A 16,793-nucleotide genomic window follows, 5' to 3' on the forward strand; every position below is an offset into this window, starting at 1 on the left:
ATTTATGCCACCCTGTTGGCCTTTTCCATAGGAAAAATTTGACGAAGCTACGCCCTTCCACTATAATGTATGTTATAAAATTACGAAGGAGCGAGAACGCATGAAAATCTTAGCCCGTCACTTGACCGCGGATTTATTCAACTGCCAGAACAATCAGTTGACCGATAACAATCTCATTTTAGATATGCTCAAAAAGATTCTGCAGGACCTGGAGATAAGACTGATCAGCCATACCATCGAGACCTTGGAAGACGACCATCATGTGGTCATGCTGATCTTGAGCGAGGGCCATATCACCCTGCAGATTTATCCGCAGCTGAAATATGTCGCTATGGACATCTTCCTCTGCCAGGAAGATGCTGAACCAGACAAGCTCGGCCAGGCTGTACGCAGTTTCTTCAAACCGGACAAGATCAAGACCACGGTACTGAAGCGCGGCGACTTCGGCACGGCCAAGGAACTCAAGCCCAAGGTCAAGACCAAGGTTGCCCCCCTGCGCAAGATCCATAACACTGGTGCTAAGGTCATCCGTATCCTGGCCCGTCGCAACAATCCGCAATAATTGCATACTCCACAATAACAAAGGTGCTGATAACCACTTGGTCCATCAGCACCTTCTTTATTTCTCACTTATACCTCTCGGTGTCAGCTTATCCTTGATGTCTTCATAAAACACATATTTTCCCCGACAATACTCCTTCACATAATAGAGAGCATCATCGCTGCGCTGCAGCAGCGTATCCAACGATACCTTATTGTCATGAGCCGCAGCCACACCAACACTCATGGACAGATGGCCAAAACTCTGATCCAGATCGAACTGATTTCTGGCCGTCGTACAGAGCGTATCCAGTATCCTGCACATCTCTGCCCGCTCCGGCACGGAGAAAATAGCCACCACAAACTCATCGCCACCAAGCCGAGCAATGAAATCATCGGGGAATACATTCTTCAGCACCTCACTGACCATCATCAGCGCTGCATCACCGAACTGATGTCCATAGGTATCATTAAGCTGCTTGAAATAATCCAGATCGATGTAGCAAAGCGTCAGCGGTCCCCGACGATGTTTATCCAAATATTGATAGAAATAACGTCTGTTCGCCAGCTGTGTCAGTTCGTCCGTACGGGAAATCTGCAGGATGCGCTCCTGATTGGCACATTCTTCCGTCACATCCGTGGCAGCTCCAATGTTACCAATCATCATACCATTTTCATCAAAAACAGGCGTTTTATAGGTCTTCAACTTCCTCAAACCCAGTCGAGAATGCAATACCTTTTCCTCAAACAACGTGGTCTGCTGCATTTTGGCAATGGCTTCATCCGTCTCCAGACAAACAAATTCACCCTCAGCATACTGCTCCGGCGTTATGCCCCAGATTTCGTGGTGTTTTTTACCTAACACCTCAGACATGGACTTGCCTACCATCTCACAGAAAGCCTTGTTGACCTTCACGTGATGCCCTTCCATATCCTTGAACCACACAAATCCTGGCATCGTATCAATAACGGTCTGCAGGCAATTCTGCGTATTCCAGAAACATCTTTGCCGATACAGATTATCCAACAGCTGCCGGCAATAAAATCTCAGTAATTCATCTGACAGCGGCACAGGCCAGATATGCTGCACCCGCCCTAACTTTTCCTGCGGCCAGATCGTGTTTGTCGGGGCACACACCACCAAATCGGTGCTTTCCCCAAATAAATGATTGATATCATCTGTTTTCCACGGTATATGCTCCCCCAGCACAACCGCCGAGCAACGTGAATCGACTAAATCTGCTGCCTCCTGAAGTGTCGCCGCTGCTTCAATCCGCAACCGGCCATCCTTGGGCAAAGGCAAGCTTTTCAGCACATTCGCGGTATGCTCCGTCATACCTACCATAACGACAAACAGGTGACAAAGATACATAATCATCCACCCCTCAAAGCTTATGATTTCATCATACAACAAGAGTGATTCACCGTCAACAACAACTTCAACCATGAATCCATCCTTTTAAATTACTTATCCCCACCGACCTTCCTTTGAAACTCAAAAAAAATATTTGACAGGGATGGATAATTCTGTTAATATATTCTTTGTCAGCAACGTTCGAGTTGCTATCGCCGGCGTGGCGGAATTGGCAGACGCAGCAGACTCAAAATCTGCCGTTGGCAACAACGTATCGGTTCAAGTCCGATCGCCGGCACCACTTGAAATTCAAGGCTCCGTGAGGTTTCACGGGGCTTTTTTGTTGTATAATCGAAAATATTTACAGCCACTACTACAGCCACTACTACAGCCACCAGATTTTGATTGGTTTTGTTAAATTCACTTACATACCCCTCGCTTTTGGCAAGGGGTATGTAAGTGTCAAAGTTGTTTTTAAATCAAAGGTAATTTTTTGCAATAATCCAAATGGATGAGACCGCATAACCAAGGATGCAGAGCAGGATGAAAGTGTCAAGATAATACCATTTCTTAGCACCAGCTTTGGTCATCCTTTGGGCGATATCATCCAACCGGATGTAGCTTTTGCTGGCTAGACTGGCCGTAAAGCCGGAAAGCTGCCCTCCTTCTCTGGCGGTGGCAGCCATGCGGGCGATTTCCTGCACGCGGCTGTCCTTGAAGTATTCCGGCATTTCCAGATAACGCTTGATCTGTGCGAATTTATTCTCATACACGCTCAGGTAGATTTCCCTGTGGCGCTTATAATAGCGCCGTATCTGCAAGGCCGTAATCACGGCCAGCGTCACATCTGTCCAGGAATAAGTCAGAGCATGATTGTGCGCTGACTCTGCGCCTACAGATGCAAGCACGAACAGGAAGAAAATCCCTTCCGTTGATTGTGACAAGGCTTTCCGCCATAACATGAATATCGGCATAGGTGGATTCCCTACAAAAACCGTCAGTTTTCTCAATACAAGACCTCCCATAAGCTTCATCTGTCTTTATTGTAACATAAAATAACCTTGCGACCAATAGAGCCAGACGGACAGCTGACTGGTAAAATGTAGTCACAAGATTAGCATTTTATACGAAATTATGATAGAATATAACGACTATAAAGCCATTCAATCTATATATTCGCAAAGACAGGTGGAAACCATATGTTATTAACAGCAAAAATATTATTGGCCATCGCAGCCGCCGTTGCTGGGGCCATCGGCGGCTCACGGTGGATTGCCAGACTTTATCAGCAATCCACTGAGATTCTCAGCTTTCCCCATGAGGTACAGAAACAGAACCGGCAACGCAAACGCTATTTGCCGGCCGCACTGGGTGTGCTTTTTGCCTTTTATCTGCTCTCCGCCGGCACAGGCGTTTTGTCCATCTGCCTGAATCTATTCTACATCTTTTTCCTCGTCATCTTTACCGTCACCGATTTTGAGCAGCAGGTCATTTTCGACAAGATGCTCCTGCCCTTTGCCCTGTTGGGAGTTGTCGCTGCCATCATCGGGGAAGCAGGGCTCATCAGCCACCTGCTGGCAGCTTTGGGCGGCGGCGTGCTGTTCCTGCTGCTGGCAATCCTTACCCGGGGCGGCATTGGCGGCGGTGATATCAAGCTGGTTGCCGCTTTAGGATTGTGGCTCGGCGTGAGCAGCTTGAGCCATGTAGTTGTCGTCGGTTTTATTGGCGGTGGTATCGGCGCACTCATCATGATGCTTTTTTGCCACAAAAAAAGGACCGACACTTTCGCGTACGGTCCTTACTTTACCATCGCAGCCCTGCTAATGCTGCTGCTTTGATTATTTTTTCGTGATGTCCTTGCCGAACCATTTTTCGGAAATCTTGCCCATGGTGCCATCGGCTTTCATTTCGTTCAGCACTTTCTGCACATCGTCACGCAGCTGCTGATTGTCCTTCGCAAAGCCAATGCCAAAGGTGCTGACGTCACCAATAGCCACATCCACGGCCTCAAGGCTGTCCGGATGTTTGCTCATATAGTAGCGGCCCACGATCTCATCGCCCACCACGGCATCAATGCGGCCATTTTCCAGATCCATGAAGGCAGATACGAAGTCGGAATACTTCTTGACTTCCTTGACCTTTTCCTTAAAGAAGGCACTGCCATCCATATATTCCTCAGCAGAGCTGGCACTCTGGGTACCAACGACTTTTCCAGCCATGGAAGCTTCGTCCTTGATATCCTTGGTGCCTTTTTTTACGAATATGATCTGGCGGTTATCCATATAAGGATCGGAAAAGAGCATGTTTTCCTTACGCTTTTCCGTGATATCCAGACCATTCCAAAGGATATCCACGCGGCCGCTCTTGAGTTCGGCCTCCTTACTGGACCAGTCTATAGCCTTGAATTCCACCTCACGGCCCAGACGCTTGCTGGCCTCCTTGGCCAAATCGATATCAAAGCCAACGATATTATTGCTTTCATCTTTAAAGCCCATCGGTGGGAAGTTATCATCCAGGCCCACCACGATTTTCTTACCTGCGCCGGGCGCAACGTCCTTATTTGCTTCGCTGCCGCAGCCTGCAGCTACTGCCGCCGTCATGATTGCCGCCAAGCCCAGCGACAAGAGTTTCTGCCATTTCATATAGTCATACCCCTCTCTGTTTTTCTTTATCACGCTAAAGGATTAGTTCATTTGTAATTATACTGTAAAGTTGTAAATACTGTCAAGCCATTTTCTATTTGACCAAAAATAAAAAAAGGTATTTTCCGAATAAACTAGAAATATACACATATACATAACTGTGGAATTATATCCCACGCAAGGAGGGGTTTACTTTGCGAGCTGTTTCGGTGGAAGATTTAAAGCCCGGCATGATTCTCGCCCGCACCATCGTCAATCCAGACATGGTTGTGGTTTTATCGGAAGATACACTTTTGACCAAAGCCCATATTACGCGGCTGACTTTTTTGAACATCCCCGTGGTATACATCAAGGACGAATATGAATTAAGCAAAAACTATCAGGCTGTCTCTACGATTTTCAATCGCAGCAATGCCTTTGTGAAGGAATATGACGGTGTCCTGCAGGAGGCCAAGGGAATCTTTGAAGAAACCAGCCGATCCGGCAATGTCCCCATGCATGAAACCCAGGATATGGTGAAGGAAACCATTGCGCCGTTGGCTCGTAACAGCGGAGCAATCGACTACCTGTATGAACTCAACCACAAGGCCAATGATGTATATAACCATTCCCTGCGCGTATCCATCCTGGCCGGTGTCATTGCCAAATGGATGCATTTCAAGCGGGACAAAACTCGTGACATCATCCTGGCAGGTTTCCTGCATGATATCGGCAAGAGCAAATTCCCCCAGCGCTTGCTGGATAAGAACATCAACAATCTGCAGGGGGATGATTATGAAGCTTATATCAAACATACTGTGGACGGCCAACATATCCTGAACAGCATCGAAGGCCTGTCCGACGGCGTGAAGCTTGCAGCGATGCAGCATCACGAACGCATGGATGGTACAGGTTTCCCCTTCGGCAGCCGGGGCAATGATATCCATGAATACGCACGCATCATCATGATTGCGGATATTTACGATAATATCACAACGGAGCGGGAAGGCTACATCAAGCAAACGCCCTTTGCCGCCATCGCCCAGCTTACCGAAAACATGTTTGTCTCCTTAGATCCGGAGGTCTGTGTACCGGTTCTGACGCATATCAAAGATGCTTTCCTGGGTTCACGGGTTACCCTGAACAATGGCGAAAAAGGCAGCATTGCCGCCTATCCCAACGACTATGCCGCTCATCCGATTGTCAGCCTGAGCAGCGGCGAGATCCTGAACCTCAATGACCATCCGGAACTGATGATCACCGAATACAACCCCAAATAAAATCGCGGTCTCCATAACGGAGACCGCGATTCTTATTTGATCAGATTATCCATGCGTTCCACAGGTTTGGTCAGATCCAGATGACCGGACAGGGATTCGATCTTCTTTCCCTCCACCAGCAGCTGCACCTTCTTGATCTCTTCAAATTCCGTCAGCGTATTGACAATAGATCCCACGAGCATTTCCTCACCGGTAGAACCGCCGATGAATTTCTTGATGAGATTATCGTCAAAATCCACAAAGGCAGTATCGCCCTGCACCTTGACGCTCTTGATCTTGGCCTGTTTCGGCACGATGGTTGCCAGGCCCTTTTCCTTGGTACCGTCCAACAGTGCCTTCAGGGTAGCTGTGTACTTATCGTCGCTGCCGATCTTAACCGTTTTCTGCACCGGCACCAGCTTCAGTCCCTGTTCATCCGGATAGTAAACCTTGACCGTGAGTTTTCCCTTGGCCGTATTCTTATCCTTGTCCTGGACGGGCGTCGGTGCTTTGTTCTTTTCCGCCGTTACAGTAGGATTATCCCCAATGTCCGCTGAATTCTTCTTATCGTCGCTGCACCCCGCCGCACAAAGCATGGTGATGGTCAGCAGGACAAGCAGGACAGCTCGTAATTTTTTCATGATCGATCACCTCATTTAAAATAGCGGGCAATGCCCCGCACTATTGCTGCTGCTAATTTATTTTGGTAAGCCTCACTGCGCAAAAGCTGTTCTTCCCGGTAGTTCGTCACAAAGGCTAATTCTATCAGGGAAGCCGGCATATTGGTATGACGCAGCACATAATAATTAGCGGTTTTGACGCCCCGGTTGAAAAGTCCGCCAGACTTGGCAAGTTCCTGATTCAAGAGGGTTGCAAAGCGCTGCCCCTTGCCGGAACCTGCACTGTAATAGGTTTCCATGCCATTGGCCGAAGGGCTGGAAAAAGCATTGCAATGGATGGATAAGAAGAGTGCCGTCCGTCTGTCCCGATTGGCCACATCACAGCGGGCCTGCAATTCCTGTTTTCCCGTGGCATTGGGTGCATAGACATCCACATCCCGCGTACGCGTCATGATTACCCGGGCACCGGACTGCGTCAGGAGCTTCTGGACCTTTTTGGCCACAGACAGCGTAACCGTTTTTTCCATGACACCTGTCGGTCCGACGGCACCACTGTCACTGCCGCCATGACCGGCATCCACTACGATGGTCTTGCCCTTGATTCCCGGGCCAGCGGAAAAGCTGCCATCCCCATCCTTGTAAGGTTCAAATATTTCCAACACGATACGGGCTGGCTTCTTCAGCCGTCGTTCCGCCGGCATCGTCGAAATCCGATAGCTGTCGCTCGTCACAGGATTGGCCAGTTCTACGGCAATCTGTGTGCTGCTGCCTGCTTCCGTGATCCGCACCTGATTAGCCAATCCATTTGTCATCGGAATATAGCTCTTCACGCGGCCGCGCTGCGTATGGGGCAGATTCAGCACCAGTTCCTGACGCAGATAATTATGTGTCGTGACCGTATAGCGCGGCTCATCTCCTGTCATACCGATCTCGATGCGCAGCGCATTGCGCCCTGCGATCTTCACCCGACTCGTCTGAAAATAATTGAGTTTATGCTCATCAGCCCGGGCAGCTTCTGCCCCATTTGGCAGCATACCGAGGAAAAAAGCTGCCAGAGTAACCAAAACGCCCACCAATCTTGCCCAGCGGAATACGTTATTCATCAAATTAGCCTCCCAAAAATCAATCGCGCAGAAGCTCTAAGGCTTCCTGTTCGGCCGCTTCATTGGCCTCTTTATCCAAAGCGATATCAATCCTGATATAATCGCCTTCACCTGCATCATCTGGCAGGAATTCACGGGGAAAGTTCACTTTTTTCATTTCCTCACCTAGCAGCAGGACTGCCAGCTTACCTTCATAGCGGTCAATATAAGCAGAAATCATTGTGCGCCCCCCGTTTCTGGTACGATATCATATGTCTTGCCATCCGTCGTCACCGTGATGGTTCCGTTCTTATCCGTTTCGTAGATCTTCAGTTTCATGCTATGGAACTTCTTCATCGTCTGTGTATGGGGATGACCGTAATCATTGCCCGCTCCGCAGGAAATCAACGCCGCTTCCGGCGCAACAGCCCGCAGGAAATCTGCCGAAGAGGATGTCTTGCTGCCATGGTGCCCAGCCTTCAGGATCTTGCTCTGCAGCTCGCCGCCATAGGCTTTGACAATGGGCTCTTCCTCTGTCTTCTCCGCATCGCCTGTAAACATCATGGTGAATTCGCCAAAGATCAGCTTGCCCACAACGGACTCGTTGTTGGGATCATGTCCTTCTGTCGTCTTGCTGCCCTTATCCACGATTTCCTTAGCCGGCGCAAATACCTTGAATTTCACGCCGTCGCCGAAATCCAGTTCTTCACCGGCCACCAGGCCATGGCGCTTGATATTCTTCTGCTTCAAGAGCTTCATATAACGAGTGTAGATCTTGGATTTGGAAGGCATGCCATTGTCGTATACCTCACCGACTTCATAATCCTTGAGCACCACACCTTCCACGCCACCGATATGGTCCGCATGGGGATGTGTCAGAATCAGCTTGTCAATGCGCTTGACACCGGCCTTTTTCAGTTCTGCCCGCAGTTTCTCCTGTTCATCCAGGTCACTGGTATCAATCAGGACTGTCTGTTCCCTGGTCTGAACCAGAACGGCATCGCCCTGCCCGACATTGAGCATCTTGACGGTCATACTGGCTGCCTGCTCATTCCCCTGCGCAGCACTATTTGCAACCGTTTTCTCTGCCTGCTTTCCGCCGCAGCCTGCCAAAAAGCAGGTCATTGCCAGCAGCAGAGCCATCACCAGCCCCAGCTTTTTTTTCATCATATTCGTCACCTCAAATACGCTTCAGGATATAACGGTATATCCCCTCTGCCACACCGTCTTCATCTACGGTCGGCAGCACATGTTCAGCCAGAGATTTCAGCTCCGGCCCGGCATTACCCATCACCAGGGCATGACCTACGGTTCCCATCATCTCCATATCGTTCAGGCCATCCCCGAAGGCGAAACTATTTTCCAGTGGAATCTGCAGATAGTTCAGTGCCCGCTGGATGCCCGTGGCCTTGGAAATATCCGCAGCATAAAGCTCCATATACTTCCGCAGGGTGGGATCGATAAGCCCCGTCACCCCCGGCCAGGACAGAAGCTTCTCAAACACGCCATCCGCACCGGGCGTATCACAGAGGAATTCCAGCTTGGCTGCGTGCACATCTGACAAGTCAAAATCCCGCACGAATTGATCGACATCAATGTCAATCTTGCGGTAAACATTTTCCAGGCCTTTGAATTCCTGCCGCAAATAAACTTTTGGCTGGCTTTCCAATATATATTCCAGGCCATGGCTTTCGGCCAGATCCACCATCTCCTTAACCGTCTGCGCCGGCATATCCTGTCGGAAGATCACCTGCCCGTCCAGGATAACCACGGCACCATTCATCAGCACATAGCCATCAAAGAGATCTTCCTGCGTCAGTTCCGCACTGAGATAGGCCCAGGGACGTCCGGACGCGATGAATGTATGATGTCCTGCCGCCCGCAGCTCGCGGATAGCCTTCTTTACCAATGGCGATATGCTCGTTCTATTATGATGAATATTGATCAGTGTGCCGTCGATGTCAAAAAATACTGCTTTGGTCACCAAAAAACCTCAATTCTTAATAACTTCTGAGATAACTTTCTTCTCTTCATGTTACTAAAAATCGAGGTTTCTTTCAAGAGTTTTTCCCGCGAACTCCTTATTTGACCATCTGTGTCTCCGTGTCCTTGTTTCCTCTTAATTTAGCCGTAATCCAGATCACAATGACGTAAAGGACCGGAATCAGGAATACCCCCATGCAGGTGGCAAAGAACATACCACCTACTACGGCCGTTCCCATGCTGTTGCGGGCGGCAGCGCCGGCGCCGCTGGCCAGCGCCAGGGGCAGGCAGCCGATGATAAAGGCCAGAGAGGTCATGAGGATTGGCCGCAGGCGCAGCCCCGCCGCCTCGATAGTGGCTTTCACCGGTTCCATACCGGCATCCACACGAGCCTTGGCAAATTCCACGATCAGGATGGCGTTCTTGGCCGCCAGCCCCATGATCATGATGACACCAATCTGCATGTAGACACTGTTCATCAGGCCCATATTCAGATACCCGCAGGCAGCCTCCACCATCAGCAGGGTATATTGGACAAAAAAGGCGCCAAAGATGTAGAGACCCCCATAAGTTAGACCAGTCAATCTAACTTATGGGGGTCTCTACATTATCAACCGCCTTTGGACCATTTCTTTATGCAATTTCGCTACCATTATTGGTAACTTCTTTCACTTTTGCAAAGATATTATTAACCTCCCCTACATTACCCTTAAACAAATGTGCCACATTGCTCATACCTGCAAAGGCAGGTTTCGTAACATCTTTGGGAATCATTTCGCCATTCTTAGCCAAATAGTCAATAATACGCTTCACAAAGTCAATCTGACGAAGATTCAGACGGTTCTCCTGCAGGAACTCGGCAAAAGCTTCTTCCAAAGCTGCTCTGTCCATACCCACAGTTTTACGCACCATCAGCCCCACAGGACATTCTCCATAAAGATTGCGATAATCTTCATGGGTTCCCAGCTCCTCCCACAGAATGCGTTCCAGCTCATGCAAGTCCGTAGAAGTCAACCGCTTGTTCGTGCGGAGCTTATGAACCGCGATATTGTCCTGATGCTCTTTCAGGTAGCGCTCAACCTTCTTCTTGTAACTTTCCGAAGTCTGCTCAGGCGTAACCACATGTGTTTCCCTGACCATAATGAGGTTATCGCTGAAATCTGTATAATAGATTTTCGCACTCTCAGGTTCCAGGAACTTCAATAAATCACGCAGCTCTGTCCGCACTTTTTCAATCTTATCCACCGTCACATCATCCCAATATTCAGGATAACGCACTTGCTGAATAAATGCTTGCTTCGTTTTGATCTGGGGAATGGTCTGCAAATTAGGCGAACTCAGTTTATCGGCCGTTTCCTCCACTTGCGCCGCCTTCGCCGTAATATCCCTGGCCATCAGATAATCGTACATAATGCCGTACATCTTCTGGTCAAAAAAGCGGGCCATTACATCATCATCCTGTGCAGGAATGATGGGCGCTATATATTTGGCAATCTCAGTCACATCATCCGCGGTCAGATTTGCCCAACTGCGTCTATCCCGATATTTCTCCACCTGTTGGCGATTCTGAATCACACGGAAACTGTCATCATCCAAGGCCATCACTGTGCCATGCAGCTGTGCAAAGAGTTTTTGGGCAAATTCCTGCCGCTCCGCATCTTTATCCTTATAAAGCAGCAGATACAAATTGGCCTGCAAATTGTAAATGCGTTCCACCAACGACGGCTGGTTCTTGGATTCCTTCAGCTTATTGCCTTGGAGGCTGAAGTATTCAAAATTCCCGCCATAGTCAAAGATATAGAAGTTCTGCTTATCCTGTCCCGGGCCGAAAAGGTCAGGACAAAGGCGTGTGCCACGGCCTATCATCTGCCAGAATTTACTGTACGAACGCACCATCTTGAAGAACACAAGGTTCAGTACTTCCGGCACATCAATGCCAGTATCCAGCATATCAACGGAAACGGCAATCTGCGGCATCTTATCCGGCGTGCGGAAATCATCAATAATCTGCTCATGATAGTCAATGCTGCCATCCACCTGCTGAATGAACGCATCGCCAAGTTCAGGATACATCTCATGGAAAATATCCACAATGAATTTAGCATGCTTCCTATTCTTGGCAAAGATGATAGTCTTGCCTAGCTTATCTCCGCCATCAATATACTGCCCCATCGCCATCAAATCCTTGATGACCATCTGCACAGTCTGACGATTAAATACATATTTATTGAAGGCCGAACTCATAATATCCGGAGCATTATCACCAGCCAGGCCAAAAACTTCCTCATAATGCTCTTTATCCTCTTCGCTGAGGTCTTTATAATGGAGTCCATTCTTCATTAAGTCCGTGGTACGCTCAAACTGCTCATAGGGAACAAGATAACCTTGCTCCACAGCCTCGTCATATTGATAGGCAAAGGTAGGATTCCCTGCCTCCAACTCGAACTGGCGATAGGTATTCTTATCCACTTCATTCTTCGGCGTTGCCGTAAGGCCCAACAGCATCGCATCAAAATACTGAAAAATCGCCTGATACCGCTGATAGATACTGCGATGGCTCTCATCGATAATGATAAGGTCAAATGCAGCTGGCGAGAAAACTCTGCGCCCCTCAGGATTCTTCGCCGTGTCAATGGCGTTCATCATGGTGGGATAAGTACTGAAGATAATCCGCGCCGTTGCCGCATCATCCCGGCTGTCCATAAGACTAGCCATGGGAATCTCATTGCTGAAAAAATCCATAAAGCTGCGTTTGGCCTGGCGCACCAGAGCGGTACGGTCAGCCAAAAACAAAATGCGCTTTACCCAGCCGCCACGAAACAACACATCCGACAAGCTGATGGCTACACGGGTCTTGCCCGTTCCCGTTGCCTGCACAATCAGCGCTTTCCTGCGCTTGTGGTCAAACGCTTCTTCCACCGCCTTGACTGCCTCAATCTGGTAAGGTCTGCCTGCAATATCGTGATTCGGCTCAACCTCGGCCAAAGGCTGCTGCATCCCTCGCCTGTCCATGCGCATCTGCAAATCATCCTGCGTAAAGAACCCTGATACATCCCGACGGGGATAACCTCCCTGCTCATCGAGAAACACCGTGCGCAGGCCATTGGTCATAAAGATAAAGGGACGGCGTCCATACTTCGCCTCATAACTATTGGCATAGAGTTCTGCCTGTTTGGCGCCCTTCTCGGGGTCGAAACTTGTACGCTTGGCTTCCACAATGGCCAAAGGCTTCTGATCTCTGCCGTAAAGCACATAATCCGAAAAGCCGGTATTGGAGGCATTCGGCATGCCAGAGACTTCTTCCTCAATACGGCAGTTATCGCCAATTATCCAGCCTGCCGCTTCCAAGTCATAATCAATATAGCGCTTGCGGGTTTCCGCTTCCGTAATCGGATTGACATGGAACGCTCCCTGTGCCTGACGCTCCTTGCGCAGACGAGTAAGTTCCTGTTGCAGCTGCTCATTCTTCGCCCTTATATCATCCAGTTCCTGATTCTTTTCCTCCAGCTCATGCTGTTTCTGCGCCAGCGCAGCATCTTTCTTCGCGATATTCTCTGCCTGTTTTTGAATTTCCTTTTGGCTGACAGCAGCCTTATCATCAGGAGATGGCAAAATGCTTTCATCAAAAACCATTTCTTCCTGAATCGATGTGTAGCAATAGGCCATCCAACTCAGAAACTCAAAGAGGATTCTAAGTGCCAGTACACCGTCCCCATGCGTAAGCGGACTTCCACCATGAGCGGCCCGATTGCCGAACAAGCGCAACTGATCAAGCATGTGAAGCAGCTTGTTATCCCCCACCACTTCGCAAAAGCCCCTATCCTTCAGCAGGGCAAAAAGCTCCCTATCCTTGCCATATTTATACGGGTCGCTCGTATCCATACCCTCGGCATGATAAACCCACTTGATGCCCAGCTCCATGGCCGAACGCGCAAAGATAGCTGCAAATTCCGGCGCTATCGCCAGTCCCTGCTCCGCCTTATGCGCACGTTCTGCTATATTTGACCAGTCAGATTGACCGGTCAAAAAATCAAAATTCGATGCCATAGCCGTCATCCCCTTAATAAATAGTTACATTTATTATAACGCCACTGCGCAAATTTTGTCGACAGACAAAAACATCGTCAACTTTCGATTGCTCTGGTTGCCAAGGTGCGACGGAACTTATGCGGATGAACTTTATGAATCCCCAGCTTGCGACCTAGTTCCCTTAGCCTTATTTCCACCCCACTGATTTGCAGGCGATTATAAGGCCGTTGCAAGGACACGAATAAGGCAGGATTATCATCCTGCCTGCTTACTAAATATATGCGTCAAATGCTTCTTCAACTGCTCCAAGGCCTTTTGCAGAGTAAGACGATAATAGCGCACGGTTCTATCACTGCATCCCTCTACTTTTTTCGCTGATAAAAATATCACCAGCAATTCCTCATTGCTGAATCGCACGGCAACAGTCTCTATCCCCTGAACAGCAACCACCTTTCTTCCTGCCAATCTATCATTTAATCCCCCCCCTGTAACTGCAACAACTGCACATTATCCAAAAACGGCAACATGGATTGCATGATTTCTTTGATAACGGTATCTTTCACGACTATGTTCCTTCCCACCAGCCTCCAACACCGTAACTTCCAATAGCATATCATGTCTGAGCTAGTCTACCCCCTAGCAAAGCCCCCTATGCTTCGGCTAGGGGGTATTTACATAAAAACAGCCTGTTGTCAGCTACCACACTAACAACAGGCCATCCCGGTGAGTATTCCGCTCCGCAGAGCCAGGTCAATCTCCTATTGAGAGCCACCTGTTACGCTGCACGGAGCCGCCCCTAAAATTAAATCCAATACGCTCTAGAGAGCCACTCAGTGTCGCGGTACAATGGACACGTGGAATGGTCCACGAATTCATTGTATAAGGAGTGTGGTTTTTCATGTCCAAGGAAAAAGAGATTCTTCATCGCTTTTTCAAAGGTGAGAGTCAGCGGTCTATTGCCGCTGTTCTCCGGGTATCCCGCAACACGGTGGCTAAAGTCGTCAAGGCTTGCCACGAGCATCCGCTGGATGCGGCTGCTTTGGATGGTATGGATTTGGCAGCATTGCATCATCACCTCTTTCCTGCTGAAGCAGATTTGCCTGGTCAGGTTCAGCCAGACTATGAATTCATTCATAAGGAGCTCTTGAAAAGCGGTGTAACGCTAAAACTCCTATGGGAAGAATATGCAGCAGACTGCCGGCAGGCTAATAAGCTATATTTCATGTATTCCCAATTTTGTAAGCGGTATCGTGATTTTGTCGACCATCACCACCTTACCATGCATATTCATCACAAGCCAGCTGAGCGGCTTATGGTAGATTGGGCTGGTACTACGCTTAAGTTGTATAATCCTGAAACTGGTGCGGTTACGAAAGCGTACTTGTTTGTCGCCACCTTGCCGTTCAGCATGTATTGCTATGCAGAGGCATGCCGTGATATGAAAGAACATTCGTGGATTCAGGCCCATATTCATCTCATGGAGTTTCTTGGCGGCAGCGCCAGATTACTCGTGTCAGATAATCTCCGCACCGGTATCATTTCGCATCGAAAACATGAGGATCCCATTGCCAATCGCTCTTATCAAGAATTTGCAGACCATTACGGGATGGCATTGTTGCCAGCACGTGTGCTGGCTCCAAAGGATAAAGCTGCTGTTGAGGGAAGCGTCGGCCAAGTAACGACTCATATCATTGCCAAACTCCGCAATCGAAAGTTTTTCGACCTTTACGAGATGAATCAGGCAATTCAGGAGGAACTGTACCGGTTCAACGAAGCCCCCTTCCAGAAAAAAGATGGCTCACGCAGTTCTATATTCCATATGGAGGAGTGTCCATTTCTTCGTCCGTTACCGCAGTGCCCATATGAGTACGCAGACTGGAAAAAGGCAACGGTTCAACTCAACTACCATATCACGGTAGACCATCAGAACTACTCAGTTCCTTACGAATATGTCCGCAAGCGTGTGGATGTGCGGCTTACCAGCCATGTTGTAGAGATTTATACAGAAGGGAGGCGGATCGCCAATCACAAAAGAATCGTTGGCAAACGCGGACAGTATTCAACTGTGGAAGAACATATGCCGAAAAATCATCAGCTATACAGCCAATGGGATGGCAATCGCTTCCGTCGGTGGTCAGAAAAATGTGGCGAACATGTCCACACAGTCATCGAGCGGCTGCTGGCCAGCTACCGCGTAGAAGAACAAGCCTACAAGGGCTGCCTTGCTCTCCTGAAACTGTCAGATCAATACGGCATTCCACGATTGAATACTGCCTGTGAGCTTGCACTGCGGCAGGTTCCATCACCTCGCTATAAACTCATCCAAAACATCTTAGTGACTCAGCAGGATATCAAGATTGAGCAGCCTGCGGCGCATTCTCAGAATGCATTTGTCAGAGGAGCAGCTTATTACGGAGGTGAGTACCATGGTAAATGAAACTGTCCGTAAGCTGCAGGAGATGCGTCTCTCTGTTATGGCAAAAACTTATATGGATCAGATGGAACATCCGGAGGAATTTGAATCCATGACATTCAATGAGCGCTTTTCACTCATTGTTGACCGTGAATCTGACGTTCGTTTGAATACCAAGCTGAAAAAGCTCATCACCAGTGCGAAATTCCCCAGCAACACAGCTGATATGGAAGATATCTTGTACTGGCCGGACCGTCACTTGGATCGGGACCTAATTCAGATGCTCCGTACCAATGCTTACATTGACAAAAAGCGGAATGTCATGTTTCTAGGACCGACTGGCAGCGGCAAGACGTTCCTAGCCAATGCGCTTGGAATCAACGCATGTCGTGATGGTTATAAAGTTCTCTATTTGCGCCTGCCGGATTTCTTCGCAGAATATGCAGAAGCAGAAGCCAAAACAGCTCAATTGGATCTTATGAAAAAGTATCAGAAAATCAAAATGCTGATTCTCGATGAGTTTTTGCTAATCCCAATCAATGAGCTTCAGCAACGGATGCTTCTGGAACTTCTGGAGCGCCGCTGGGGGCAATCGGCCACAATCTTCTGCTCACAGTTTGACATTCCTGGCTGGCATAGCCAACTTGGCGGCGGAGCTGTGGCAGATGCCATCATGGACCGTATCATCCCTGGTTCTTATAAAATGAAACTGGAAGGCGATGTATCCATGCGGCAGCGTATGGCTGAAATGGAAGAAGCATAAACCATGGCGGAGTCATCCGTGTCCATCGGAGATGGATGGCTCTGTCTATCATATCGGATGGCTAACGCCATCTATATTAAGTGGCTCTGAGAAGCATATTGATATGCTCTCAAGCGCCGCAGTATTCAC

At 48.8% G+C, this 16,793-nt stretch carries 16 protein-coding genes, 1 tRNA gene and 1 pseudogene; 6 read left to right on the top strand and 12 right to left on the bottom strand.

All coding sequences use genetic code 11. From position 1 onward, the window contains the following. Nucleotides 1–100 precede the first annotated feature (100 nt). A complete protein-coding gene (locus BLQ59_RS07105) occupies nucleotides 101–562 on the top strand; it encodes an S-adenosylmethionine decarboxylase family protein (RefSeq protein ID WP_074572181.1) in 462 nt (153 codons plus the stop codon). Nucleotides 563–619: 57 nt separating this feature from the next. On the opposite strand, the gene BLQ59_RS07110 is transcribed toward BLQ59_RS07105, so the two are convergent. Next, on the bottom strand, nucleotides 620–1,987 hold the full coding sequence (locus tag BLQ59_RS07110; RefSeq protein WP_074572182.1) for a sensor domain-containing diguanylate cyclase: 1,368 nt from the start codon (nucleotides 1,985–1,987) through the stop codon (nucleotides 620–622). 121 nt (nucleotides 1,988–2,108) lie between these two features. On the opposite strand from BLQ59_RS07110, the gene BLQ59_RS07115 reads away from it, so the two are divergent. Then, nucleotides 2,109–2,195: transfer RNA gene (locus BLQ59_RS07115), tRNA-Leu, on the top strand. Nucleotides 2,196–2,373: 178 nt separating this feature from the next. On the opposite strand, the gene BLQ59_RS07120 is transcribed toward BLQ59_RS07115, so the two are convergent. Then, on the bottom strand, nucleotides 2,374–2,904 hold the full coding sequence (locus BLQ59_RS07120; RefSeq protein ID WP_074572183.1) for a hypothetical protein: 531 nt from the start codon (nucleotides 2,902–2,904) through the stop codon (nucleotides 2,374–2,376). Between the two features lie 363 nt (nucleotides 2,905–3,267). Between BLQ59_RS07120 and BLQ59_RS07125 the strand changes: the two genes are divergently transcribed. Further along, nucleotides 3,268–3,732, top strand: coding sequence for a prepilin peptidase (locus BLQ59_RS07125; protein WP_371118273.1), 465 nt, complete (start codon nucleotides 3,268–3,270; stop codon nucleotides 3,730–3,732). On the opposite strand, the gene BLQ59_RS07130 is transcribed toward BLQ59_RS07125, so the two are convergent. Beyond that, on the bottom strand, nucleotides 3,733–4,536 hold the full coding sequence (locus BLQ59_RS07130) for an amino acid ABC transporter substrate-binding protein (protein ID WP_074572185.1): 804 nt from the start codon (nucleotides 4,534–4,536) through the stop codon (nucleotides 3,733–3,735). It lies immediately after the preceding gene. Nucleotides 4,537–4,730: 194 nt separating this feature from the next. Here BLQ59_RS07130 and BLQ59_RS07135 point away from each other — a divergent pair, with 194 nt between their 5' ends. Then, nucleotides 4,731–5,795: an HD-GYP domain-containing protein gene (locus BLQ59_RS07135; RefSeq protein ID WP_256324631.1), complete on the top strand. Its 1,065-nt coding sequence runs from the start codon at nucleotides 4,731–4,733 to the stop codon at nucleotides 5,793–5,795. Between the two features lie 32 nt (nucleotides 5,796–5,827). Here BLQ59_RS07135 and BLQ59_RS07140 read toward each other — a convergent pair whose 3' ends face one another. From BLQ59_RS07140 to BLQ59_RS16385, 9 genes and pseudogenes are all read right to left on the bottom strand, one after another. Next, the gene (locus tag BLQ59_RS07140) at nucleotides 5,828–6,415 is read right to left on the bottom strand and encodes a GerMN domain-containing protein (protein ID WP_074572186.1); all 588 of its coding nucleotides are present in this window, start codon (nucleotides 6,413–6,415) and stop codon (nucleotides 5,828–5,830) included. A gap of 11 nt (nucleotides 6,416–6,426) precedes the next feature. Continuing rightward, nucleotides 6,427–7,497: an N-acetylmuramoyl-L-alanine amidase family protein gene (locus tag BLQ59_RS07145; RefSeq protein WP_074572187.1), complete on the bottom strand. Its 1,071-nt coding sequence runs from the start codon at nucleotides 7,495–7,497 to the stop codon at nucleotides 6,427–6,429. A gap of 19 nt (nucleotides 7,498–7,516) precedes the next feature. Continuing rightward, complete coding sequence (locus tag BLQ59_RS07150; RefSeq protein WP_074572188.1) at nucleotides 7,517–7,717, bottom strand: DUF3006 domain-containing protein; 201 nt, start codon at nucleotides 7,715–7,717, stop codon at nucleotides 7,517–7,519. Continuing rightward, entirely contained in the window at nucleotides 7,714–8,643 is a 930-nt protein-coding gene (locus BLQ59_RS07155) for a ComEC/Rec2 family competence protein (protein ID WP_074572199.1), read from the bottom strand. The genes BLQ59_RS07150 and BLQ59_RS07155 overlap by 4 nt, the downstream gene beginning before the upstream one ends. 13 nt (nucleotides 8,644–8,656) lie before the next feature. Then, complete coding sequence (locus tag BLQ59_RS07160) at nucleotides 8,657–9,460, bottom strand: Cof-type HAD-IIB family hydrolase (RefSeq protein WP_074572189.1); 804 nt, start codon at nucleotides 9,458–9,460, stop codon at nucleotides 8,657–8,659. Nucleotides 9,461–9,557: 97 nt separating this feature from the next. After that, nucleotides 9,558–10,013 (bottom strand): annotated as a pseudogene (locus tag BLQ59_RS07165) (efflux RND transporter permease subunit); the annotation flags it as partial. A gap of 79 nt (nucleotides 10,014–10,092) precedes the next feature. Further along, nucleotides 10,093–13,506 (bottom strand): DEAD/DEAH box helicase family protein, encoded by a 3,414-nt coding sequence (locus tag BLQ59_RS07170; RefSeq protein ID WP_074572190.1) that lies wholly within the window; start codon nucleotides 13,504–13,506, stop codon nucleotides 10,093–10,095. Between the two features lie 77 nt (nucleotides 13,507–13,583). Then, nucleotides 13,584–13,727 (bottom strand): hypothetical protein, encoded by a 144-nt coding sequence (locus tag BLQ59_RS16535; RefSeq protein ID WP_442516115.1) that lies wholly within the window; start codon nucleotides 13,725–13,727, stop codon nucleotides 13,584–13,586. A 16-nt stretch (nucleotides 13,728–13,743) separates the two neighbouring features. Further along, entirely contained in the window at nucleotides 13,744–13,953 is a 210-nt protein-coding gene (locus BLQ59_RS16385; RefSeq protein ID WP_176756754.1) for a hypothetical protein, read from the bottom strand. A 433-nt stretch (nucleotides 13,954–14,386) separates the two neighbouring features. On the opposite strand from BLQ59_RS16385, the gene istA reads away from it, so the two are divergent. Together istA and BLQ59_RS07190 are read left to right on the top strand one after the other, a co-directional pair. Further along, a complete protein-coding gene (gene istA / locus BLQ59_RS07185) occupies nucleotides 14,387–15,925 on the top strand; it encodes an IS21 family transposase (protein WP_074572192.1) in 1,539 nt (512 codons plus the stop codon). Continuing rightward, nucleotides 15,915–16,664 carry an ATP-binding protein gene (locus BLQ59_RS07190; protein ID WP_074572193.1) on the top strand — a complete coding sequence of 250 codons (750 nt, stop codon included), beginning with the start codon at nucleotides 15,915–15,917 and terminating at the stop codon, nucleotides 16,662–16,664. Before istA ends, BLQ59_RS07190 begins: the two co-directional genes overlap by 11 nt. Nucleotides 16,665–16,793: the final 129 nt, after the last annotated feature.

Source organism: Pseudoselenomonas ruminantium (assembly GCF_900104055.1).
Taxonomy (GTDB): domain Bacteria; phylum Bacillota; class Negativicutes; order Selenomonadales; family Selenomonadaceae; genus Selenomonas_A; species Selenomonas_A ruminantium_C.